The organism is uncultured Paracoccus sp. (assembly GCF_947496875.1).
In the GTDB taxonomy this organism is placed as follows: Bacteria; Pseudomonadota; Alphaproteobacteria; order Rhodobacterales; family Rhodobacteraceae; genus Paracoccus.
On record NZ_CANMEH010000012.1, the window covers coordinates 51,787 to 76,201 of the forward strand.

19 protein-coding genes are annotated in these 24,415 nt (G+C 64.2%); 7 read left to right on the forward strand and 12 right to left on the reverse strand.

What is annotated here, in order from left to right:
- Positions 1-229: 229 nt before the first annotated feature.
- The 6 genes from Q0938_RS14015 to Q0938_RS14040 form a co-directional block, all read right to left on the reverse strand.
- Positions 230-1,612: a DUF305 domain-containing protein gene (locus Q0938_RS14015; protein ID WP_024899896.1), complete on the reverse strand. Its 1,383-nt coding sequence runs from the start codon at positions 1,610-1,612 to the stop codon at positions 230-232.
- Between the two features lie 706 nt (positions 1,613-2,318).
- A complete protein-coding gene (locus Q0938_RS14020) occupies positions 2,319-2,804 on the reverse strand; it encodes a DUF411 domain-containing protein (protein WP_024899898.1) in 486 nt (161 codons plus the stop codon).
- A 97-nt stretch (positions 2,805-2,901) separates the two neighbouring features.
- Positions 2,902-5,298 (reverse strand): heavy metal translocating P-type ATPase, encoded by a 2,397-nt coding sequence (locus tag Q0938_RS14025; RefSeq protein WP_299363505.1) that lies wholly within the window; start codon positions 5,296-5,298, stop codon positions 2,902-2,904.
- Between the two features lie 105 nt (positions 5,299-5,403).
- Positions 5,404-6,375 (reverse strand): cation diffusion facilitator family transporter, encoded by a 972-nt coding sequence (locus Q0938_RS14030; protein ID WP_299363508.1) that lies wholly within the window; start codon positions 6,373-6,375, stop codon positions 5,404-5,406.
- A 57-nt stretch (positions 6,376-6,432) separates the two neighbouring features.
- The gene (locus tag Q0938_RS14035) at positions 6,433-7,941 is read right to left on the reverse strand and encodes a multicopper oxidase family protein (protein ID WP_299363510.1); all 1,509 of its coding nucleotides are present in this window, start codon (positions 7,939-7,941) and stop codon (positions 6,433-6,435) included.
- 75 nt (positions 7,942-8,016) lie between these two features.
- Positions 8,017-8,397: a hypothetical protein gene (locus Q0938_RS14040; RefSeq protein WP_299363512.1), complete on the reverse strand. Its 381-nt coding sequence runs from the start codon at positions 8,395-8,397 to the stop codon at positions 8,017-8,019.
- A gap of 94 nt (positions 8,398-8,491) precedes the next feature.
- Between Q0938_RS14040 and Q0938_RS14045 the strand changes: the two genes are divergently transcribed.
- The 6 genes from Q0938_RS14045 to Q0938_RS14070 all read left to right on the forward strand — a co-directional run bounded on the left by Q0938_RS14045 (position 8,492) and on the right by Q0938_RS14070 (position 19,237).
- Positions 8,492-8,950: a cytochrome c gene (locus Q0938_RS14045; protein WP_299363550.1), complete on the forward strand. Its 459-nt coding sequence runs from the start codon at positions 8,492-8,494 to the stop codon at positions 8,948-8,950.
- Positions 8,951-9,156: 206 nt separating this feature from the next.
- On the forward strand, positions 9,157-10,434 hold the full coding sequence (locus Q0938_RS14050) for a hypothetical protein (protein ID WP_299363513.1): 1,278 nt from the start codon (positions 9,157-9,159) through the stop codon (positions 10,432-10,434).
- A gap of 430 nt (positions 10,435-10,864) precedes the next feature.
- Positions 10,865-11,053 carry a type II toxin-antitoxin system Phd/YefM family antitoxin gene (locus Q0938_RS14055; protein WP_011910684.1) on the forward strand — a complete coding sequence of 63 codons (189 nt, stop codon included), beginning with the start codon at positions 10,865-10,867 and terminating at the stop codon, positions 11,051-11,053.
- 3 nt (positions 11,054-11,056) lie between these two features.
- Complete coding sequence (locus tag Q0938_RS14060) at positions 11,057-12,643, forward strand: site-specific DNA-methyltransferase (RefSeq protein WP_299363522.1); 1,587 nt, start codon at positions 11,057-11,059, stop codon at positions 12,641-12,643.
- Positions 12,644-12,720: 77 nt separating this feature from the next.
- Positions 12,721-15,291, forward strand: coding sequence for a DEAD/DEAH box helicase family protein (locus Q0938_RS14065; protein WP_299363525.1), 2,571 nt, complete (start codon positions 12,721-12,723; stop codon positions 15,289-15,291).
- 133 nt (positions 15,292-15,424) lie between these two features.
- Positions 15,425-19,237 (forward strand): hypothetical protein, encoded by a 3,813-nt coding sequence (locus Q0938_RS14070; protein WP_299363528.1) that lies wholly within the window; start codon positions 15,425-15,427, stop codon positions 19,235-19,237.
- A gap of 93 nt (positions 19,238-19,330) precedes the next feature.
- Here the strand turns inward: Q0938_RS14070 and Q0938_RS14075 are convergent, their stop codons facing one another.
- The 6 genes from Q0938_RS14075 to Q0938_RS14100 form a co-directional block, all read right to left on the reverse strand.
- Positions 19,331-19,762 (reverse strand): hypothetical protein, encoded by a 432-nt coding sequence (locus Q0938_RS14075; RefSeq protein WP_299363530.1) that lies wholly within the window; start codon positions 19,760-19,762, stop codon positions 19,331-19,333.
- A complete protein-coding gene (locus Q0938_RS14080; protein WP_299363533.1) occupies positions 19,759-21,084 on the reverse strand; it encodes a recombinase family protein in 1,326 nt (441 codons plus the stop codon). Before Q0938_RS14080 ends, Q0938_RS14075 begins: the two co-directional genes overlap by 4 nt.
- Complete coding sequence (locus tag Q0938_RS14085) at positions 21,081-21,533, reverse strand: DUF2924 domain-containing protein (RefSeq protein WP_299363535.1); 453 nt, start codon at positions 21,531-21,533, stop codon at positions 21,081-21,083. The genes Q0938_RS14080 and Q0938_RS14085 overlap by 4 nt, the downstream gene beginning before the upstream one ends.
- Positions 21,534-21,856: 323 nt before the next feature.
- Positions 21,857-22,588 carry a hypothetical protein gene (locus Q0938_RS14090; protein WP_299363537.1) on the reverse strand — a complete coding sequence of 244 codons (732 nt, stop codon included), beginning with the start codon at positions 22,586-22,588 and terminating at the stop codon, positions 21,857-21,859.
- The gene (locus Q0938_RS14095; protein WP_299363540.1) at positions 22,585-22,815 is read right to left on the reverse strand and encodes a hypothetical protein; all 231 of its coding nucleotides are present in this window, start codon (positions 22,813-22,815) and stop codon (positions 22,585-22,587) included. The genes Q0938_RS14090 and Q0938_RS14095 overlap by 4 nt, the downstream gene beginning before the upstream one ends.
- A 2-nt stretch (positions 22,816-22,817) precedes the next feature.
- The gene (locus tag Q0938_RS14100) at positions 22,818-23,495 is read right to left on the reverse strand and encodes a S24 family peptidase (RefSeq protein WP_299363542.1); all 678 of its coding nucleotides are present in this window, start codon (positions 23,493-23,495) and stop codon (positions 22,818-22,820) included.
- Positions 23,496-23,611: 116 nt separating this feature from the next.
- Here Q0938_RS14100 and Q0938_RS14105 point away from each other — a divergent pair, with 116 nt between their 5' ends.
- Complete coding sequence (locus Q0938_RS14105) at positions 23,612-24,295, forward strand: hypothetical protein (protein WP_299363544.1); 684 nt, start codon at positions 23,612-23,614, stop codon at positions 24,293-24,295.
- Positions 24,296-24,415: the final 120 nt, after the last annotated feature.

Here is a 24,415-nt window from a genome sequence, read left to right on the forward strand (position 1 = left end):
AGGGTGCCCGTGCGGGCGCCGGCCGATGCTCCGGGCTCGCTTGCTCGAAGTCGCCGAGAATCGGGCAGTCGGGCCGGTGGTCGCCCGCGCAGGCGTCGGCCAGCGTCGTGAGCGTGGCGACCATGTCCTCCATCTCGGCGATTTGATGCCGAAGCTCTTTTGTTCTGGCCGACCGCGGCTCGGTGCCTGGCCGGCAGCTGGCGCCGGAGCGAACCCCGGCGCCGATCGCTCAGCGGGTCGGGCCGCCGTAGACGATGCCGTTCGGGCGATCGCCGACCGGCACTGTCTTGACCACTTCCTGGCTCCCCACGTCGATGATCGACACGGTATCGTCGGCAATGTTGGTCACGAACACGAATGCCCCGTCGGTCGATGCCGAGACGCCATGGGCGCCGCCGCCGGTGGTGAGGGTCTTCACTACCTGACCGGTCGCGGTGTCGATCACGGACACGGTGTTGTTAGGCTCCGCGTCGGTGCCCTGGTTGGCCACATAGACGTAGGCTCCATCAGCGGTCGCGAACATCTGGATCGGGTTCGGCCCCACCTCGATCCTGTTCGTTACTTGGCGGGTTGAGGTGTCGATGACCGCCACACGGTTTTCGTCGCGAAGCGAGACATAGACCTGATCGCCGGAGGGCGTGAACCCGACCTGGACCGGCGCGGTTCCGACCGGAATGCGTGCCACCTCGGACAGCGCCTGCGTGTCGATGACGGACACGGACCCATCCTCGACATTGGCCACGTAGAGCTGGGTCTCGTCCGGGCTGAGCCGCAGGCCGTGCGGATAGTCCCCCGTCGCGATACGCCCGATGACCTCGGCCTTTGCGAGATCGACCACGGCGATCTCGTCGCCGCCGGCCAGCGAGACAAAAGCGCGCCCCTGCCGGTCGGCGACCACATGGGCCGGGTGCGAGCCCACCGCGACGGTCGCCTTGGGCGCGGCGATGTTCTGCGGATCGAGAATGACCAGCAGACCCTCGGCCGCAGCTTCCTCGCCGTTTCCGTGGCCGTCGGATTCGTGATCCCCCTCGGTGGCAGGATCTCCGACTGCCAGCAACAGCTTCCCATCGGGCGTCAGATCGACGTTGTGGGGCCCGACCGGGATCGAAACGGTGTCGACCGATCCGGTGCCGAGATCGATGGCGCTGATGGAATTGCCGCCCTCATTGGCAGCGTAGACGGTTCCCCTTGTCTGGCCGAGGGCTGCCGGTGCCTCGCCAGCGTTCGTCTCCAGCCAAGCCTGCATTTCAGCGATCTCGCCTTCCTGCGCCGCGATGATCTGGTCCGCCCACGCCTTGGTCTGCGGATCGTCCCCGTATTGCTGGACGATCCTGGCCATGTCGATCGCGCCCTGATGATGCGGGATCATGCCCCGGACGAAGGCGACATCGGGATCGTCGGCCATGACGCCGTCCATCATCAGCCCGTGCGTCTCGTTCATCGCGTCGACATAGGCCTGCGTGAAGTCGGGAAGGTTACTGCTCGCCCGGGCCGCTTCCGCTTGCGCGGGCGGGCTTGCTGGGTGGTGGGTGTCATGCCCGGACTGGGCGAGGGCGGCGCCTGGCAGGCCTGCCAGGATGCTGACGGAAAGGGCGATTGCGGTTCGGTTCATTGATTTCATCCTTTGGTACGGGAGCGCCGGTCCAGATTCGCGGACGCGGGTCTCCGATATGTTCGCGTGGTCTTTCGGGGTCGCGCCGGAGCAGCCGGAGACATCTTCGTTCTCGCGGCGATCCCTGCGCCTCACGCCGCGATGAGACGTGGCGGCCTCAGGATTCCTTCAGGGGACCGATCGCGCGGGTCAGGGTGCATCAACGTGAAAGCTTCGCCGTTCGCGGCCGGGCCGAGCGTCGGCGGCTCGACGAGAACGGCGGCGGTCAGACAGGTCTGGCAGCAGTCCGCCAGATTTGGACTACCGTCATCACTCACGCAGCCTGCGAATCGATCTGCGCCATGTTCGTCCGGCATGTGATGGCGGGCGCAGTGGCTGGCCGTGGCAGCAGTCTGTTCCTGGTGGATGGCGTGTCCGGCGGGACTGGCGTGTGCCGGGACCTGCAGAACCAGGGCGCTGATGGCAAGCAGCAGGATGCAGATCGCAAACTGGCGCAATCCGCCGCATCTTGCCCTGCCAGCAACTCGCGCGCTCACGTTCATGCGCCACCTTCCTTCCCGGTGGCACGCGAGGCCCGTGCGATGTCACGTTCACGTCGCGCGCCACCCGACACAGCAAGACCGCCCCGCTGACGGAGGCAAGCCGCCTCGGCCAGGTGCTGTTTCGGATCATTGGCAAGGTGGCCGGTCATGTGGAGACGCCTGACTCAGATTTCCTGCGCGCCGAGAAAACGCCCGAAGGGTTGGATAGTCGGGCCGAACAGGAACACTTCATACGGCTCGGGATCGACGCCCGGAAAATCCATGCCGGGCGAGCCGGCAGGCATTCCGGGAACGGCCAACCCTGTCGCATCCGGTCGTTCGGCCAGAAGGCGGCGGATCGCCGCGGCAGGCACATGGCCCTCGACCACATAGCCGCCCACCTCGGCGGTGTGGCAGGAGGCCAGTTCGGCTGGCACGCCGAGCCGCTGCTTGAGGCTGTCCATATCGGTGGATTCCACAACCCGCACCGGGAACCCCGCAGCCTCGATATGCGCGACCCAGCCATCGCAGCAGCCGCAGGACGGATCCTTGGTGACGTTCACCAGAGGCAGCGCTTCGGCATGCCCCCGGCCGATTGTAGACAACAGCAGGGGAAGTGCGCCGGCAGCGGCCAGAATGGCGCGCCGGCTGATGCGGTGATCGTTTCTCATCGTCAAACCTCGCTTCATGGATTCATTGTCTCCCCGTCACGGTCCATGTGCGGCGCACAATGAGGTGAGCAGCGAATCGAAGGCCGCGGCACCGCCATCACAGCTTCACCTTCCGCAAACGCGCGGCATTGGCGATGACACTGACCGAGGACAGCGCCATGGCGGCCGCCGCGATGATCGGCGACAGCAGGATGCCGAAGAACGGGTAGAGCACGCCCGCCGCGACCGGCACGCCTAGGGCGTTGTAGATGAAGGCGAAGAACAGGTTCTGGCGGATGTTCCCCATGACCGCTTCCGACAGCCGCCTCGCCCGCACGATACCTATAAGATCGCCCTTCAGCAGCGTGACGCCCGCGCTTTCCATCGCCACGTCGGTGCCGGTGCCCATGGCGATGCCAACATCCGCGGCAGCCAGCGCCGGCGCGTCGTTCACCCCGTCGCCCGCCATCGCCACCACCTCGCCCGCCGCCTTGTGCCGCTGCACAACCGCGCTTTTCTGATCGGGCAGAACCTCCGCCTCGACCTCGTCGATGCCGAGCTGGCGCGCGACCGCCCTGGCCGTCGTCCAGTTGTCGCCGGTCAGCATGACCACGCGGATACCTTGCGCCTTCAGCGCGGCCAGCGCCTCGGGCGTTGTGGGCTTGACCGGATCGGCGATGGCGAAGATCGCCGCCACCTGCCCGTCCACCCCCATGAAGATCGCCGTTGCCCCGTCCTCGCGCAGCCGGTCGGCCTCATCGGCCAGCGGCGCGACATCGACGCCCTGCTCGGCGAGGAACTTCGCATTGCCAAGGGGAATGCGCTTGCCCTCGACCACCCCGAGCGCGCCCTTGCCGGTGGGGGAGTCGAAATCCGCGACCGGCGCGAGTTCGAGCCCTCGCTCCTCTGCCGCCCGCACGATGGCCAGCGCCAGCGGATGCTCGCTCGCCCGCTCCACGCTGGCAGCAAGCCGCAGCGCCTCGTCTTCGGTGAAGCCAGGGGCGGGAACGATGGCGGTGACGGCGGGCCGGCCCTCGGTCAGCGTCCCGGTCTTGTCGACGATGATGGTGTCGACCTTCTCCATATGCTCCAGCGCCTCGGCATTCTTGATCAGCACGCCGGCCTGCGCGCCACGTCCGACGCCGACCATGATCGACATCGGCGTGGCCAGCCCGAGCGCGCAGGGGCAGGCGATGATCAGGACCGAAACCGCCGCAATGAGACCGAAGGAGAAGCGCGGCTCCGGACCCCATATCGACCAGGCGACGAAGGCAAGCACCGCGACCAGGATCACCGCCGGCACGAACCAGCCCGACACCTGATCGGCGAGGCGCTGGATCGGCGCGCGGCTGCGCTGCGCCTCGGCGACGAGCTGGACGATCTGCGACAGCATGGTGTCGCGGCCGACCTTCTTCGCCTCGATCACCAGCGCGCCGGACTGGTTCATGGTGCCGCCGATAGCCTTGGCACCAACCTCCTTGGTCACCGGCATCGACTCGCCGGTCACCATCGATTCATCGACGGCGCTGCGGCCTTCAATCACTTCGCCATCGACCGGTACCTTCTCGCCGGGCCGCACCCGCAGGCGGTCGCCGACATGAACGGTGTCGAGCTGAACCTCCTCCTCGGTGCCGTCGCCACGAATGATCCGGGCCGTCTTGGGGGCGAGGTCGAGCAGCGCACGGATCGCGCCGCTGGTGCTCTCGCGCGCCCGCAGCTCCAGCACCTGCCCGAGCAGCACGAGTACGGTGATGACCGCCGCCGCCTCGAAATAGACCGCGACCGACCCGTCGTGCTGGCGGAACGCGTCCGGGAAGATGCCGGGCGCAAGGGTGGCAATGACGCTGTAGACCCAGGCCGCCCCGGTGCCCATGGCGATCAGCGTGAACATGTTGAGGCTGCGGTTGACGAGCGACTGCCAGCCACGCTGGAAGAACGGCCAGCCCGCCCAGAGAACGACCGGTGTCGCGAGGATCAGTTGCAGCCAGTTCGACGTCAGCTGGCCGATATAGTGGTTCAGCCCCAGGAAGTGCCCGCCCATCTCGAGGATCACCACCGGAATCGCCAGCGCCAGTCCGATCCAGAACCGGCGCGTCATGTCGATCAGTTCGACATTGGGCGCCGCCTCGAGGCTGACCAGCACCGGCTCCAGCGCCATGCCGCAGATCGGGCACGACCCGGGACCGACCTGCCGGATCTCGGGATGCATCGGGCAGGTGTAGATCGTCCCCTCGGGAACCGGCTCTGCCTTCGTCGCCGCGGCAGCCGGATCGAGATAGCGTTCCGGCTCGGCCAGGAATTTCGCGCGGCACCCCGCCGAGCAGAAGTAATAGGGCCGGCCGGCATGTTCGGCCTTGTGCGTGGTCGTGTGGGGATCGACCATCATGCCGCAGACCGGGTCCTTGACCTTGTGGGCACTGTCCGGCGCGACGGCGGCGTGGTCATGCGCGTGATCGTGCACATGCCCGTGGGCGTGAGTCTGGTTCTGGTGATCGTGTTCGGTCTTGCTGGTCATGTTCACGCCTCCTCGGCGTCTTATTCTAAGCTTGCGTTCTACCTGTTCTGCGCTTTCCCTTCGCTGGAAGGTCAAGAGGTGATCGGAATCCGGAGTTCCTGCTCTTCAGTGCTTGCCGTGGATCTTTCCGACGCTGGCCTGTCCTGGCCCGGCATGTGACCGCATGATGTCGATGTCGGTTGCGACCTCCTCACCATCGAGACAGTATTCCTCGACCTGCAACGTCGAGAAGTAGATGTTGAATCGCTCGCGCAGGAGATTGTTCGCCTGCCGCAGCACCCGCTCGCCGTCCTGCCAGTTTCGAACGCAGATGTGGCTCGAGAAGACATTGCGCCCGGATGTCAGGCTCCAGGCATGGACGTGATGCACATCCGTCACCCCCTCCAATTGCCGGATGGCCGTGATTGCGGCCTCCAGATCGAGGTCTTCCGGCGTGCCTTGCAACAGGATGTGCAATGCCTCGCACAGAATGCCCCAGGAAGCCCAGAGCAGGACCAGCCCGAACGCCATGCCAAGCAGCGGGTCGATGGCAAGGAAGCCCGTGAACCGGATCACCAGCGCCGAGACGACAATCAGGAAGCTGCCGACGAAGGTCTGCAGAATGTGCCAGTACGCGCCGCGCATGTTCAGGTTGCCCTTCTGGCGCTCGTAGAGCAGCCAGAGCGCAACAAGCTCGGTGGCGATCCCGCCCGCAGCGGCAAACAGCATCGGTGTCGTGGCCAGCTCGATCGGCTCCATGAGGCGCATCGCACCCATCCAGAGCACGAAAAGAGCCATCGCGACGAGAAAAAGGCCATTGAAAAGGGCGCCGAGGATCTCGGCCCGGACATAACCGAAGGTGCGCGCCGGGCTGGATTTCCGCTCGGTCAAGCGTAGCGCGACCAGCGCGATGAGCACGCCGCCCACGGCCGAGAAGGTGTGGAAGGCATCGGAGATGACAGCGACCGAACCCGTCCAGATGCCGATGCCCAGTTCGACTACAAAGTAGAGGCCGGTGAGCCAGCCCGAGATGACAAGCGCCTTGCGATCGCCACCCGCGGGCAGGTGACCGGCATGGCCGCCGTGAGACATCGACATGAGTCCGCCTCCTTGTTGCTGAGGGAGAACGCCGGCATCCGGCGTCCTCTGTCTGGCCTATGCGCTGACTGCGAATTCGGTCATCATGCCGGTCTCGAGATGCGGCATGTGGTGGCAATGCAGCATCCAGCGCGCGACCTCGCCGGCGTCGAGCGCGATATCGACCATCGACATCGGCGGCACGTATACCGTGTCGCGCAGCGCGCCTCGGACCGCACGTCCGTTCAACCCGACGACTTGGAACACATGTCCGTGCAGATGCATCGGGTGGCCCATCATCGACATGTTGTGGAAGGACAGCACGACCCGCTCGCCGCTCTGTGCGGCAAGCGGGCGATGCTGGCCCCAGACGGCCCCGTTGATCGTCCACACATAGGGCTGCATCGAGCCGCCCAGCATCACCATGTGGCTGCGGTCCACCGGCCGATCCGGCAAAGCGCCCGCGGCGATCAGACGCGTCTCCTGCGCAAGGTCGCTGTCGAAGGCAGGCGCTTCGGCCTCCGCCATGGTGTCGATGCGCCGTATTTCGGCGCCCTGCGTGGCAAGGATCAGCCCGGTCCGCTCTCGCGCGCCTTCCCGCAGCGCGAGGATCGGCCAGGCGCCGCCCTCCTGCGGCAGGTCGATCTCGAGGTCGAGCCGTTGGCCCATGGCCAAGCCGAACCGCGTGCCGGGGACGGGCTGAACGGCATGGCCATCGACCGCGACGAGCCGGGCCTGCGCTTCGCCAGTCTCGATCCAGAACACCGTTGCCGCGGCGGCGTTGATCACCCGCAGGCGGATGCGCCCGCCGCGCTCGACCTGCACCACCTCGGGATCCGAAAGCGTGCGGTCGTTGGCAAGATAGGCGTCCCAGTCGTAGTCGTTGAGGTCCATCGCCATGCCGTCCATGGCGCCCATTCCCGTCATGCCACCCATGGCGCCGTGATCCATGCCACCCATCGGCATGTTCCCCATCGCGCCGTGGTCCATGGCCGCCATGCCGCCCATGACCGCGCCGTGGCCGCCTCCATGACCGCCGGCGGTCCCGTGGCCGCCAAGGATCTCGGCCATCACCTCCTCGGGTGCCTTGAACGAGAAATCATGCAGGAACAGCACCACCTCCTGGCGGTCGGCGGCGACATCCTCGGCGCTGCGCACGATCAGCGGCGCTGCCAGAAGGCGCATCTCGTGGATCGGCACATGCGCGTGCATCCAGTAGGTGCCGGGAAGCGGCGCGAAGTCGTAAGCGCGTGTCTCGCCAGGGGCGAGCATCGGCAAAGGCATTTCGGGCACGCCATCCTGCGCGTTGGGCGGGATCTGGCCATGCCAGTGGATCAGCGTGCCAACATCGAGATCGTTGCGCAGATTCACCCGGAACCGCGCGCCGGGATCAAGTGTCAGACCCTGTCCGGACGGCCCGGCAAGACCCCAGACGGTGGCGGCGCGACCGTCGATGTCGAGCGTCCGGGTGGCGGCACGCAGCGACAGCGGGGCGGCGCCCTGCGCCGCCGCGATGCGCGGTAGGTGCGCATAGACCAGCATGGCGGCGCCAGCGGCAAGGAAGCCGCGTCGTGAAAGGGTATTCATGGTCGTCTCCTCGGGACAGCCTGTCCCGTTCATCAAAACCGACAGGACGCCGCGGGCCTCGTGGCCCGGACGCGATCAGAGGAGACGGAGCTTGGGAGGTCGTTCGTTCAGTCCAGGTGCCCGACTGGCGACGGCTTCAGCAGTTGGCAGGGCATGGCTGGCAGGCGCGTAAACGCTGGGCGAGTCTTCCCTCGGAAATGTCAGAAAGACCGAAAGACCTGAACAAAGCAACTCACAGCTTCCAGCATCCATCGATCCGCAGTGCTGTTCGCCGTCACAGGAACGGTCGCTGCCGGTCGCAACCTGCGTCATCTCGCTGACATGCGCCGCGTGATCCGGCCCTGCGCTCAGGCGCGCCGCATGCGCAGACGTCGCCGTCGTCATGAAGGCGATCACGAGCACGGCCAGCATGGTGACGAGGCGCGAGAACATCCCGGAAAGATAGGCGCTGGTCACGGGAATGTCCATTGCCCCAAGCGTCGCGCCTCTGGCAGAACTTCATCCTCGGCATATAGCCAATAGAAATTACTCGCCACCAATCATGCAACTCATGAGTAAAGAACTCCGTAACATCTCGTGGCTCGGATTGCTCCTCGGCGGCCTGATCCTGGCGATCCTCGCTGGATGGCATCAGGCCCGGACAACCTCCACCGCCGCGGCATCTGCAGAAGTCGAGCAGGGGCGGCAGGTCTATGCGGACCAATGCGCCTCCTGCCACGGTGCGGACCTGGAGGGGCAGCCGGACTGGAAGACACCCCTTCCGTCCGGGCGTCTCCCGGCGCCACCGCACGATGCCGGCGGCCACACGTGGCACCATCCCGATGACATCCTGTTCCGCATCGTCAGGGAAGGCACGGCCGCCATCGTCGGGGGCGGCTATGAGAGCGACATGCCGGGGTTTGCCGATCTTCTCAGCGACGCCGAGATCCGGGCTGTCCTCGCCTATATCAAGAGCACCTGGCCAGAGCGCGAGCGGACCTACCAGGAGAATGTGTCGCAACCACACTGATGGCACCTTCGGGATGGAGCTGCCCCTGCGACCGGCAGTGCAATTTCCCGAGGCCCACCGGTCACAGTTGAGGCCGCCGAACAGAAGCGGCATGTTTGGATCGACCTGATGGCGAAACCTTTGGGAGGGATGTTCGTGGGATTATCCATGGCTTACTTGGCATTTGAAGCGCGCTCGATCTTGGCGCCGCCTCGGGTTTTCCCTCGATGAACAATCCCGGCTCCAGTTCATCGAAGCGGGTTCAGGACCGCACGGAGCGGCTCAACAAGAACTGCTTCTGCGTTACACTGGACCTTCCATCGCTGCGCGAGGCGCTGGAGCAGGAGGCAGGTGAGCCGGCGTTCTTCGAGACGTTCATCGGCCCCAAGACCCACCTGTTCTCGCACGTGCCGGTGTTCCTTTCGGCCACCACCGTCAATGAGATGCGCGCGATCGCAGTGGCTGTGGAGACCACCGCCCAACTCGAGGCATACAAGACCGCGGTCCTCTCCTGGGCGCCGGAAATCGCGTGGGGGGATCACGGCCCGCTCGGGGCATTGATGGGCTACGACTTTCATCTCGGCGAAGACGGCCCCCGGTTGATCGAAATCAACACCAACGCCGGCGGCGCGTTTCTCAATGCCTTTCTTGCACGAGCGCAGCGCGCGTGCTGCGCCGAAATGGATATCCCCCCGGCGCTGCCATCGTTCGAGGACGCGGCGTTTCGCATGTTCCAGAACGAATGGATTCGGCAGCGGGGAACGGGCACGCCACAACGCATCGCCATCATCGATGACAATCCGCCGGAACAGTACCTTTATCCCGAGTTCGTGCTCGCGCGGCAAGTTTTGGCGGCACGAGGGGTAGACGCGGTCATCGCCGACGCCGGTCACCTTAGCTACGACGATGGTCGGCTCAGCGTCGACGGAAAGACGATCGATCTCGTTTACAATCGGGTCACCGATTTCGCCTTTGATCAGCCCGAGCACAAGGCATTGCAGGAATCCTACCGTGATGGCGCGGTTGTCGTAACGCCGAATCCGCACAACCACGCGCTCCTTGCCGACAAGCGCAACCTTTCGCTTCTTTCGAATTCCGCGACACTTGAGGCATGGGGAGTCGACCCGGGGATTCGGGCCGGGCTTGCTGCCGTTCCACGCACCGTTTTGGTCAATCCCGACAACGCTGATGCACTTTGGAAATCCCGCAAGGACTTGTTCTTCAAGCCGACAGGAGGACATGGTGGCAAGGCGGTATATCGTGGCGACAAGCTGACGAAAGGAGTCTGGGCGGAGATCGCGGGAGGCGGATACGTTGCCCAGACGCTGGTCCGCCCCAGCGAGCGCATGATCAAGATCGACGAGACACCCCAGAGGCGCAAAATGGACGTGCGACTGTATACCTATGATGGGCAGGTGCTTCTGGTGGCCGCGCGCCTTTATCAAGGCCAGACCACAAATTTCAGGACGCTAGGGGGTGGGTTCGCGCCGGTGTTCGTGATCTGAAGCGAGAGCTGTTGGGATCTTGTATAATGAAATCAATCCCTTAAGGTGGAGAACGTTGGACGTCAGACCCATCCCCTCCGCCACTTGCCCCCACGAAAGCGTTCTCCCGATCCGGCTGCGGCCGGATTTTTCCGTTGTTTTCGAGGGTTATTCCGGAGGGGCTGAGCACTGGCCCCAGCGCCAGGAGGCACCGAAGTGGTCTCTTCGGGCCGATATTCTCCGTACCTCATGACTGCACCGATTTGGTGAATAGCTTGTAACCCGCTGTATCTAAGCGGATTTTTCATAGCGCGGTTATTGACTCCGACGCCGGTTCCGTCCGGGTGTGACGCCACCGGTATCCAACCCTGTTTTGTCGCCTCGGAACGCGCCACTCGTTGACCTCCCGGGCGGGTTGTGACCATTCTGACCACAAATCAGGGAGGGGCCCATGAAGGCCGTGTCTGCCCGTGAGGCCAAGCATCACTTCGGCCAGTTGATCGACGAGGCGCGGGCCGAGCCCGTGGTGGTCGAGAAGCATGGGCGCCCGGTAGTCGTCGTCCTTGCGGTCGAGGAGTACCAGCGGCTGACCGGCCGGACCGTGGAACCCTCCGGCAAGAAACGAGAGGACGAGCGGTAACGCATGCCGATACTGAACTGGCTGACAAGGGACGAGGACATCCGCACGGCGCAGCGCGTGCCCTATCGCCTGCTGGAGGAAGTCCCAGAGCTGTCGGCGGGTGACGTTGGCGCTGGCAACATGCTCATTGAGGGCGACAACCTGGAGGCGCTGAAGGCGCTGCTACCGTTCTATGCCGGTCGAGTGAAGTGCATCTACATCGATCCACCCTACAACACGCGCTCTGCATTCGAGCACTACGACGACAACCTCGAACACACGCAGTGGCTGGCCATGATGTGGCCCAGGCTGGAATTGCTACGTGACTTCCTGACGCCAGACGGTTCTCTGTGGGTTTCTCTTGACGATCACGAAGCCCATTACTTCAAAGTAATTGGAGATGAAGCGTTTGGGCGTCGAAACTTTATTCTAGATATTGCTTGGCAGAAACGCGACGGCCCGCCGAACGACCGGAAGATTGGCATGGTTCACGAGCACATCCTTGTATGGGCAAAACAGCGAGAGGGTGACAGCAAGCAGACCGTCGCTGAAAAGGTGTTCAACCTGATGCCGCGGACGGACAAGGCAAACGCTCAATACGCTGTATTCGCAGAGCCAAGTGGACCTGACCCCAAAGGACCGTTTCGAAAGATAGACACGACAGCGAATGGCAAGGGCGGGCGCTTTGTTCAAAGCCTGTATTATCCGGTAAGGAACCCTTACACGGGAGAGGATGTGTTCCCGAGACCCGGCACATGCTGGCGTCATTCGCAATCCGAAATGCAGCGGCTGCAAAATGAGGGGCGACTGTTCTGGGGCGCAAAAGGCACCGCCAAGACGCCGATGCGCAAGCTCTATATCTCAGAAGCAAAACAGGGGATGAGCGCGCCGAGTGTATGGTCTGGTCTAGCACTGAATCAGCACGCCAGTTCGGAGTTGGAGAAGATATTTGGTCAAAAGGCCTTCTTTGAGACCCCTAAACCCGAACGCCTGCTGGAACGCATTCTTCAGATAGCGACCAACCCCGGTGACCTTGTTCTGGACTCCTTTCTCGGCTCTGGCACCACTGCGGCCGTCGCGCACAAGATGGGCCGCCGCTACATCGGCATCGAGATGGGCGAGCAGGCCCGCACTCACTGCGCGCTACGCCTGCAGAAGGTCATCGACGGTGAACAAGGCGGCATTTCGGAGAGCGCGGGTTGGAAGGGCGGCGGCGGTTTCCGCTTCTACCGGCTCGGCCCTCCCGTCTTCGACCAGGAAGGTCACATCCGGCAGGACATCCTCTTCCCCGTGCTGGCAGCGCATATCTGGTTCTCGGAAACCGACCGTCCGTGGGACGGCAGTGGCGACAACCCGCTGCTCGGCATCCATGACGGCCGCGCGCACGCGCTGCTCTACAACGGCATCCTTGGCGACAAGAGGCCTGGCGGCGGCAACGTGCTGACCCGCTCGACCCTCGCCCTGATCCGTGAGGATATCGCCAAGCTGGCGCCGGACTTCGACGGCCCGCTGACCGTCTATGGCGAACAATCCCGGCTGACGCCCGCGACGCTCGACCGTGAGCGCATCACCTTCAAGCAGACGCCCTACGACGTCAAAGCGCGGGCCTGAGGGGGCATCTGATGAAACTGAAGCTATACCAGACCGATACTCTCTCCGTTCTCCGCCGGTTCTTCGAAGAGGCGCGCGTGGCGGGCCCGAAGGGCGCGTACGAGGCGATCACCAAGGAGCCGGACCAGACTAAGCGGCTCGGCCGGTACGGCGGCAGCTACACGCCGCTCGCGGAATTGCCGGCCGTTCCCTATGTCTGCCTGCGCCTGCCCACCGGGGGCGGCAAGACGATCCTCGGGGCCCACTCCATCGGCGTCGCGCGCGACGCCTGGGTGGAGAAGGACTATCCGATGGTCCTGTGGCTGGTGCCGTCGAACACGATCCGGCTTCAGACGGCTGAGGCGCTGAAGAACGCCCGCCATCCCTATCGGCAAGCGCTGGACGAGGCCTTCGACGGCCGGGTGCGCGTGTTCGACATCGCCGATTTCACCCACATCCGCCCGCACGACATCCGCGACCATTGCTGCATCGTCGTGGGAACGATCCAGACGCTTAGGGTCTCGAACACCGAGGGCCGCAAGGTCTATTCCCACAACGAGAACATGGAGCCGCACTTCACGGCGCTGCCCAAGACCCTGTCGGGGCTGGAAACGCTGGAAGGCGGCGGCGTCAAGTTCTCCTTCGCCAATCTGATGCATGTTCATCGGCCGTTGATGATCGTGGACGAAGCGCACAACGCGGTCACCGGCCTGACGCGCGAAATGCAGGCACGCGTCAATCCGTCCGCGATCATCGAGTTCACAGCGACGCCGCGGCTCAACTCGAACATCTTGCACAGCGTTACGGCGCAGGAACTGAAGCTCGAGGAGATGATCAAGCTACCGATCATGCTGTCCGAGCACGACACCTGGCAGAACGCTGTAAACGGGGCGATCGCGTCACGGGCGTCGCTGGCTGAGGAAGCCGAGAAGGACACGGCGTACATCCGACCCATTGTCCTGTTCCAGGCGCAGCCCAAGAACCAGGAGGTGACAGTTGAGGTGCTGAAGAAGCACCTGATGGAGGTCGAGCAGATCCCCGAACACAAGATCGCCGTGGCCACCGGCGATCAGCGCGAACTGGATGGTATCAACCTGTTCGATCCGAAATGCCCGATCGAGTACGTCATCACCGTCGAGGCGCTGAAGGAGGGCTGGGATTGTTCCTTCGCCTATGCGTTCTGCTCGGTCTCGCGGATCCAGAGCGCTGTGGACGTCGAGCAGTTGCTGGGGCGCGTCCTGCGGATGCCTTATGCCAAGCGTCGCAAGGCCGAGGATCTGAACCGCGCCTATGCGTTCCTGTCGGAGCCCTCGTTCGGCGAGGCGGCGCGGTCACTGGCCGACAAGCTGGTCGCCATGGGTTTCGAGGAGGATGAGGCGCTTGACAACATCGAACCGGCGCAGACGTCTCTCGATGCCGATACCGGCCTGTTCGGCCCGCGCGACAAGCCGAAGCCGACCTTCAAGCACACGGTGACGGCGACACCTGAGGTGATTGCAGAACTGAAGAAGCGCGAAGGGGTGAGCGTTCGCGAAACCGATGATGGGAAGGTCGAGATTGCCGTGACGGGGCGTGTTGACGGCGGCCTCGAAAAGGCGATCGTCGCGGCTCTCCCCGAGACCGAACGAACGGGGTTCTCGGCGGCCGTCACCAAGTATCGCGTCGAGGTGAAGGACCAGCTATCGCCTGCAGAACAGGGCGAGACGTTCGATGTCCCTCGCCTGGTGTCCGAGATCCAGGGCGAGTTCGAGTTCGCTGACACCGACGTGTTCATGGAATTCCACGACTGGTCGCTACTCGACCACTCGTCGATACTGGGTGACGGCGAGTTCGCGATCCGCGAGACGGCGCGCAGCTTCGAGATCGACCTCGACGGCAACCGCATCACGTACCAGTTCGCGGACGAAGAGGAGCAACTGGCACTCGACGTCGATGTCGAAGGCTGGACACCGGAGGCGCTGGTGCTCTGGCTCGACCGCCAGGTGCGGCAGCCGGACATCCATCAGAGCGAACTGCTCCGTTGGCTACGCGACCTGGTCGGCCACCTGATCACCACGCGCGGCATGCACATTGCGGCGCTGATGCGGTGCAAGTTCATCCTCGCCCGCAAGGTCCGCGAGAAGCTCGCCGCCATCCACCAGCAGGAACGCGATGGCGTCTACCAGCGGTATCTTTTCGCTCCGGAGGCCAAGGTCGAGGTATCCTTCGACCAAGCTTTTTCATTCAAGGACGGGATGTACTGGGATCAGCGCCGGTATCGTGGGCGCTGGAAACCTCGCAAGCACTTCCTTGGACCGGACCATGTGCCCGCTTTCGATGGGGCCGAGAACGGGGAGGAATTCCAGTGCGCGCAAGCCATCGACAGCTTGTCAGGCCTGAAGTTCTGGATTCGCAACGTCGCACGCCACCCCAATTCGTTCTGGTTGCCGACGGCCACAGACAAGTTCTATCCGGATTTCGTGGCTCAGTTGGAGGACGGCCGACTACTAGTCGTAGAGTACAAGGGTGCGCTCACTGCCGAGGGGGCCGATACCGACGAGAAGCGGACCATCGGTCAGCTATGGGAGAGGACGAGTGGCGGGAGGGGCCTGTTCATCGTGGTTGAGAAAACCGTAGATGGAATGAGCATGCGAGATCAAATCATCAGGAAATTCACCGCCAACAATTGAAACACACAATCGCCAACGAAAACGCCTCATGCATTCGAGGCTATGAATAATCGAAGCACCGCAAGAGAACTTCAGCGCGTTACGGCTAGAAAAGCTACTCGAATTCGAGCGAGCGCAACCTATTCGAAATGAGATGACAGGCCCCGCCTCGCATGACCGACATGGCTCTAACGCCGCGCGCGGCTTCCGCTTTCAGGACGCGGTTGCCGCCTGGTTGGCGGTGCGCGTCTGGGCGGGGATCGATGCGCCGGTAACAATCATCCCCGAGGGCAACGATGACGTCGAGCGGCGGGGGCCGAGGGGCACCGGACTGGTCCAGGTTAAAAGCCGGCGCGAGCACATGGGCCCGACGCCCATCGCCACAGTCCGGGACTATTTGAAGGAACTGTGGACCCGCCATGACAAGGTCACCCCGGACCCCTCAACGCTCGAGCTGATTCTGGAGCGTCCAATCACCGACCACCCAGTCGAGACCGACACCACGATCATCCCTAACGCCCGCCTCAAATCCCAGCTTCCCGGTGGTGCGCGTGGCGACGCTCTGCTCAAAAAGACAACCATCCAGCACGTGCCCGAACCGCACGAGGCAGCCATTGCGACGATCGCCGAGAGGGCGGAATGCAGCCCGCTGGCGGCACAGATCTGCTTCGCCCAGTTGCTTGTTGAGATCGGGAACTTGTCGAACCAGAACGGCCGTCTGAAGCCACCAGATTATCGAGGGCTCTCCGCGAGCGACACGGACCACGTCATTACCGCCGCGCTCGAGGCGATCGACATCGATGCGATTGAGCAGGCGATAACCGGCGGCGTTTGCGAGCCCGTCGACTTCCTAACGCCGCTCGATGACCCCGAATTCTACCTTGGTGTTGATGTCCAGGCCGGCCACGTCGCCGCAGGACTCGTCGTCCCGCGAGCCGAACCCGAGGCAGATCTGGCACGGGGACTTGAGCTCCGCCGCGCTGCGATCGTTGTCGGACCATCGGGTGCCGGCAAGTCAGCAATCATGTGGCAGACGGCCTATGGCCTCCGACACACAGTGCGATGGTATCGGCTGCTTCGCATGGAGCAGGGCGATCTCGCCGTCCTGCGTCGGCTGCTTCGCACTCTGCGCGCCAGTGCCGATGCGCCGGTTGGGTTCGTTTTGGACGACATCGGCCGGCGCGGAGCCGAAGGATGGGATGCGCTCACCCGCGAACTCGCCACTATTCCGGGTGCCGTGCTGCTCGGCTCCATCCGAGAGGAGGATCTCTTCCTCCTCTCGGGTCGGTCGCGCGTGGCAGAGGTCCGGGCCGAGCCCGAAAACGATCTGGCAAGGCGCATCTTCGACGAGCTCAAGCGGAGTGGAAAAACCAAGTGGAGCGGCTGGCGCGAGCCCTGGGCGCAGAGCAATGGCCTTGTCCTCGAATACACGCACATCCTGAGCGCTGGAGAGCGCTTCGAGCGAACGTTGCGCGAGCAAGTCGACGCCAGACTTCGTGACCGGGAGCGCACCACCGAGCTCGCGGCATTGCGCATCGTGGCACTTGCCGGCGCCGCAGGCGCCGCTGTCGACTTGCGGCGGCTCACGCAGGTCCTCGATGTCTCTGCGGACGATATGGCGCGCGCCCTGCGGCGCTTGGTCGAGGAGCACCTTGTGCGCGTAAGTGGGGACTGCCGCCTCACCGGCCTTCACCCGCTTCGCTCCGCCGAGCTCGTCCGTCTGACGCACCGCGATCCTCCACCCCCGATAAGCGACACCTTTGCGCAGGCGGTGCGCTCAGTACCCGCGACGGACGTCGAACAACTGATCACGGACGCCGTGCGCCTTCGTGGCGTCGCGACGGACGAGGCCGTCAGGATCATTGCCGAGCATATCCAGCATAGACCGGACATCGTTACACTCTCGGCTGCCTTGCGCGGGTTCGGAACCGTTCGGATCGCAGCTGCGGTCGACCAGTGGCTGGAGACCCCCGAGGTTCAGGCGCTTTCACGAACGCAGATCGGCACTGCGATGATGCTGAGCTTCGCCGGCGACGCGCTTGCCGACATAAACGAAAACTTGGCACGAGCGACGGTGGCTGGAACACATCTGGCCGAGCTTCGCGAGGAGTACGTCAACGATCCGCGCACGGCTTTGCTCGAAGCGCTGCCCGACGACGCATTGGCGGCGATTATCACGTCCGCGCCCGATGTCGTAGGATTAGATCAGCTGCTGTCGGCTCTGATGGGCCTGCCGCTTCACCCCAAGCTCGCTAACGTGCTTACATCCAGTCCGGCCGACCTCCTCGAAGGGCCGTTCCAACCTGTAATGCGACTTCTCGGCTCGCTGGCGGCGATCGACCGCGACAGGGCAATCACCTGGGTCGATGCTGTTGGCGCCGAAGCATTGATCGCCCGCATACCCTCCGAGATCCCCTGGGCGGCACAGCCCGTGCTGGAGAATGCGCCTGAAGGAGGCGTGATCCGAGTCGACCACTACCACCTCGGCGCCCCCGGCACCGGCGACGCGAACGATGAGGTTGTGCGGCTCTGCGAAGCGGCGCTCGCCCTGTCCCCGCGATCTGAGGTTGCCGCCTCTTCCGCGATCCTTCCTAACGGAGAACCTGCTGGTTTCGCCGGCCATAACCTCGCCGAGAAACGGATACCCCGCACCAACCTACCTCCGGCAGCGCTGCCGGCATGGAACCGTCTTTGGGGCGAGGCCATCGGCGCACGCATCGCAACGCCTAGCCAGACAGCTTATCTCGCGGCTGCCTCACAGCTACTCGACCAACTGGAACCGGCCCTACAGCGCATCATCAACACGATCCTGATCGGCAAGAGCGTGGTAGACGCTCAGCTCACCGTGTCGAATGCCGTTCACGATGCCGCGGGCGAACTCACTCCGCCGAACGTTTCGACAGTCGGCGGAAAGAAGGATTCGCAGGGGATTCAAGTAACCCCGCTCCAGAACGTTCTTTTCTCGGCGAGCGCTGACGTAATCCGCCGCTTCTACCAACTTCCTGACGGGGCACCTGCTTTCATTGGCTGGATGGCCTCGTTGATCGACGACGTCGACAAGGCCAGTGCGAACGAGCCGTGGCACTTGATTGGTGGTGTCCCAGCGTCGCTCGGGAGGTTGCGGGAGATGCTCGTCGCGATCAGAAACATCGCCGGCGATGTAGCTGGCGGGACAGACCCGCCGTCATTGAAGCACCGAGCCTTGCTTCGGAAGGGGCGGCGGAACAACGCGCTCCGTCTCCTTGGTGCCCGCGTCGCCGCTACAATGGGCTCCGGGCGCAATCGTTTCGCGAACGAGCTTGGGGATGCGCTTGCTAACCAAGGTATCGAGGCGGAAGTCTGCGCGCTCGAGGCCACGGACGCGATCGCTCCTTGGCCGCCAAGCGAGATGGCCGTGCTGATCCCAATAGACAGTCTCGAAGAAATTGAGGTTTTTGAAGTCGCCGCACAAGCCGCTCGCAACAATGCCCACGAATACATGAATGTCACAGCCATCCCAGTTATTGGCGGCCGCATCGCACCAACCTGGGGCAAGTCGGGTCACAGGCTAATGGTCAACCTCTTCGACCGTGCAACTGAATGGCCTGCTCGCCTCGGGTTGCCGGCCTTCATGCCGATCGCTTCCGCACTGTTTGACGGTGTCGCAGCATCCGCTGCTTCATTACAGTCGATGGACCACCTCGGCCTTGGAACCGATGGTCGGCCAAATGCAGAGAAAGACGTGCGAGCAGCGCTGGAAGCGCAACTCGCAAGCGGACGCAACGAACTGGCTTCATTGACTGCGCCGCTTGGCGCCGGCCTCGCGGAAGCGGCTGCGACCCTCATTGACGAGATCCGCTTCGGCGAGGTGAACTACATCGATGCCTCGCATTCGGCCATAAATGGCGGCGAGGTCACGGAGTTGATCCTGCAGGTCAGTTCACTGCGCATCCTTTTCGATCAGGCTGAGATCGATGCGACGGAATGATATCTGCAGCGCCCGCAGCTTCCCGAAGCAGCCCCTCTAGTTTCACCCGGTCGAAGTCCGCTTCGGGCGATCATTGCGGTGGCGTCGCTGGGATCAGGCGGCTTTAGAAGGCTGCGCTTTCGTTGGATGCCGCGACAGCGATTGGCTGAAGTTCTGTCGCTGCTCGATCCATTCCACTGGAAACGCCTCCAACACCCGCGCCAGCGTGACTTCCGGCTCCTGCTTCCCGTTCAGGATCGCCTCGACGATGTCCGGCGCAAGCAGTGTCAGGCGCAGGACGCGGGTCATGTATGAGGGCGCAATCCCCTCGCGCTCGGCCAGTTCGGCGATGGTGGCGAACTCGCCCGACTCCAGCATCCTTTTCCAGCGGAATGCGCGTCCTAGAGCCTTGACCAGCGTGCTGTCCGCGCGCCGCGGCTGGGTAGCGCCTTCCGGCAACTGCATCTCCTTCCGCCCGCCGCGCTTCACTACGCGGAACGGCACGTGGAGCGTCACCGTGTCGGGGATCGCTGTGCCGCGGGTCATGCAGCTTCTCCTATTCCGCCGGCAAGCATCTCGCGCGCAAGGCTGCCGAGCCCTTCGACGCGCAGCCGGACGGTGAGCCCGTCGGTGCCGATGTCCACGCGCTCGACCAACAGCGCCACGATGCGCGCCTGTTCGGCAGGGAACAGTTCGTCCCACAGCGGGTCGAGTTGTTGCAGGGCCGCACGGGCGTCGGCCTCGGTGATGTCGTCGACGTGGGCGCGCGCCGCCTTCCATGTGCCCGCCACGATCTCAGGCTGGCGGAACACGGCGCGGAGCTGGTCGTTGACGGCCGCTTCGATCTCGCCCGCGGGCACGCGGCCGATGGGGCAGGATCCGGCCCCGTGCTTCAGCACGGTCTGGCTGACATAGTAGCGATAGAGCCGGTCACCCTTGCGCGTATGCGTCGGCGAGAAGGCCGCGCCATCGGGACCGAACAGCAGCCCCTTCAGCAGCGCAGGCGTGTCGGCGCGTGTGCGGGCGGCGCGCTTCCGGGGGCTCTCTTGCAGGATCGCATGGACACGGTCCCACGTCGCGCGGTCGATGATCGCGTCATGCTCTCCGGGGTAGCTCTCGCCCCTGTGCACCGCCTCGCCGATATAGGCGCGGTTGTTGAGCATCCGGTAGAGGTACTTCTTGTCGATCCGGTTGCCGCGCGACGTGCGGATGCCGCGCTTCGCGACCTCGCGCGCCAGTTCGGTGCCCGACCCGATTTCGAGGAAGCGGGCGAATATCCAGCGGACGTGCCCAGCCTTTTCGTCGTCGATCACCAGCTTCCGGTTCTCGACCCGGTACCCGTAGGGCGGGACGCCGCCCATCCACATGCCCTTCTTCCGACTGGCGGCGACCTTGTCGCGGATGCGCTCGGCCGTCACCTCGCGCTCGAACTGGGCGAAAGACAGCAGGATGTTCAGCGTCAGCCTTCCCATGGAGGTCGTCGTGTTGAACGACTGCGTCACGGAGACGAACGTCACGCCGTTCCGGTCGAACACCTCAACCAGCTTGGCGAAATCCGCCAGCGACCGAGAGAGGCGGTCGATCTTGTAGACCACCACCACATCGACCAGCCCATCCTCGATGTCCTCCAGCAGTCGCTTCAGCCCGGGCCGTTCCAGCGTGCCACCCGAGATCCCGCCGTCGTCATACTGATCGCGGACCAGCACCCAGCCCTCGGATCGCTGGCTGGCGATGTATGCCTCGCAGGCCTCGCGCTGGGCGTGGAGGCTGTTGAACTCCTGCTCCAGCCCTTCCTCTGAGGATTTCCGGGTGTAGATCGCGCAGCGCTGCTTCCGGACCATTCCTGATTTCGCGGGGGCCTTCGTCATGTCCTGCCCCGCCGGTTTTTGAGCCCGAAGAACACCCAGCCGTTCCAGCGCGTGCCGGTGATGGCCCACGCGATGGCCGACAGCGACTTGTACGGCCGCCCCTGCCATTCGAACCCGTCCGCGGTGACGGTGACGATCTGCTCGACGCCCTGCCACTCACGGATCAGCCGCGTGCCGGTGATGGGCATCGTGCCCGCCCGGACGCGGCTCTTCTTTCGGTCGCCGCCGTCGAGTTCCTCGCCCAGCCGCTCCAGCCGCCGGATCGTCTCGGGTTTCAACCCGCCATAGGCCAGTTCCTGGATGCGATAGGCCAGCCGGCTCTCCAGGTAGCGTCGGTTGAACGGCGGCGGCTCGCTGTCGAACAGGTCGCGCCACTGCGCCTTCAGTTCAGGCGTCGTGGCGGCCTTCAGCGCAGCCAGGCGCGCGGGAATGGGATCGTGGGTCGTCATGCGGTTCTCCGGTGAGTTGAAGTTGCATGACGGCATCGGTCGGGCGGAGAGTGTAGGCGAATTTCTCCAGGCTCGTCAGAAGGTTCGCCGCGCTCGCGCAGCCGCAACCGGACCAGCCCCAGCGCCAGTAGGCCGCACAGTTCGGCGCGGCGTTCAGCGGGTGTCATCCGGTCGGGTGGCAGCGGGTTTGAACCCCGCTGTGGATTTGTCGGCACGTTTCGCATGGGGGAAACGCTACCCGCGCACCCTCCGAAAACAATTGGATTCAGAGGCTTATGGGAGTCCTGCGTAAGCCCGCGCACAGGATGGGAACCGGCGGAGCCTCAGTGACGTATCGCCGGCGCGACCTCGGCATCGGTGTCGAGAACCAGCGCCGATCTCCAGAGCGGCGTCTTCATGAACACCGCGTCTTCGAATCGATAGCTGGGCGTTCCGCGCTCCTGCTGCAGAAATCCCGCCCAGCAGAGCGGGCGCAGCACCTGGATGTAGAGCTGGCCCATCACCTCGTCGTAGCGCGGAGGCGGCCCTGTCTCGGGTTCGCCGAAGAGCTCGCGGCGGAGGTGGGCTCCGGTCGCGCCGTCCTCGGTTTCTACGTTCAGCACATTCAGGAAGACGTCCCAGTTGCCGAGGATCGGCGCATCGTCGAAGCGTGACATGCTGGCGTGGTTGAGGCGGAACAGGAAAAACGGGACGACCGTGCCGAAGATCCGACCGGGATGGCCGACCAACGCCTGGCCCGCCTTGGTCAGGCGGAACTCGCCCTTGTAGTGTCGCCCAAGCTTCATCGCGATCATCAGGTCGTGCAGCACCATGAGCGGGGCGAAGTCAGGCTCGTTCAGCACCTTGTTGACGGCGAAGAGGTCCGCCCCGGTGTGGCCGGGCCAGTCGAACTCGGCCGCGGCTCGGTGCACGAAGACCCGTTTGAACGCCTTGGATGTCGTCAGGGGGATGCCGCCATGCTCGCCGATCCAGGCGAAGGTCTTTTCGACCCCGCGTACCAGCGGCGAGAACGGCAGCGCCGGATCGGCATCGTCGATTTCTCGAAATGCGATCATGCTCGCCGATCCTTGCGCGCCAGATCCGCCATGGCCTTGCTCAGCAGATGTCGCGGGATGCTGACGAGCGCGAAGCGCTTCCTGTCCGATGGCGACTCATCCTTGGGCGCCTCGATCACCAGTTCGACGTGGTCCTCGCTGGCGTGCAACTCTACGGTGATGTCGGCGTCCTGGAAGTCCACCTCATGACGGCGACCATTTGCGCCACGGATGATGACGTGGGCCATGCTCAGATCTCCCTCGCGAACCAACGGATGCGGCCGACGATGTGGATCTCGTCGGCCGTTCGCTCGTATTCGGGGTAGTGCTTGTTGTCTGAGATGACGCGCACCGCTGGCGGGTCGCTGTTCGGGATGTGCTCGAGCCGCTTGGCCACCAGGCCCATGCCGTCGTCCAGCACGAAGATGCCGGGCGGGTTCGGCGCGCGGCGGGTCATGTCGACCAGCACCGCATCGCCGCTCAGGAGCGTCGGCGCCATGCTGTCGCCCTCCACATGCATGATGCGCAGCTGCGACGGGGTGGCCTTCAGGCTGTTCCGGATCCAGGAGCGGCGGAAGTGATAGACGCGGCCGGGCGTGTCTCCGTCCTCGGTCACGACGGCGCCGCCGCCCATTGCCGGGCGCGGTGTGGCGTGGGCGATGGCCACGAAGGCGTCGTCAGGATTGTCCAGGAAGGGGGGCTTCCCCTCCACCTCACCGATGCCATGGATCAGCCAGTCGCGATCCACCTTCAGCACGCGGGCGACCTCGGCCAGCCGGTCTATGCCTGGGCGGGCTGAACGGCCACGGAGGATGTCGTAAACGAACGACCGGTTCACGCCGGCCATCTCGGCGACGTGGGCGGGACTGATGCCGAGCTGGTTGGCCCGGGCTCTGAGGCGGTCGGAAAGCGTGTGGTGCTCGGTCATGTCATCCCCACCCAACTGTGGATGAAATAGGATAAAATCGGATTGATCGAAGCCCGTCAAGCGAATAAGAACAGAAGGTAAACATCTTACACGGGAATCGGCGCGGAGGGCAGTGAATGCACATCGATAAATCGTACTTCACGCTCCCCGAGATCCTCGAGCGGTGGCAGATCACTGAGGCCGACCTGATCTACCTCGCGGAAAACGACAAGCTTCGGCTGTCGGTTCGCGTGTTCGGCGCGCCCATTGAGTTCGGCGACATCGAGGCGGATGATCGAGGCGAGCCATACAAGGTGCCATGGGAGCAAGGCTACCATAGCGGTCTGCTCGATCTCCACGCCCGCGATGTGTTCCAGCTCTTCCGGTGTGGTGAAGTCCATCTTGAAAGCTTTCGGACGCCGAAAGCTGACTACGCGGAGACCTGGGGCGATGCGCAACCCGTACTGGTGATGATCGGCGACCTTCTTCTAAGGCGTGATGAACGCGACCGTTTCGAGATCGAGACCGGGTTCTCGCCCGGCGGCCAGCCTATGGAGGAAGCCACCTTCATTCACTCGGCCGACTACTTCGAGGTTCGCTGCAACGGATGCCGGTTCAAGCTGGGCCCGATCCAGGCGGAAGTCGTGCGCGCGCTGCACGAGGCGGCGCAGACCGGGGCGCCCTGGCAGAACGGCAAGGCGATCCTGTCGCGCGCGGGCTCGAAAAGCCTGCGCATGGCCGACGTCTTCAAGTCGCAGAAGGACTGGCGGCATCTGATCCGCTCCGACCGGCGTGGCGGCTACCGTCTGAATCTCGACTGACCTATCCCCTGCCGCTCGGCCTCTGTGGGACCGGGAGGGGGATGAGTGAGGGATGGTGGGGGATGACGGCGCCCCGCCGGCCGCCAAACGTCAGTCCTGCAAGGGCCGACTGATCCCCCT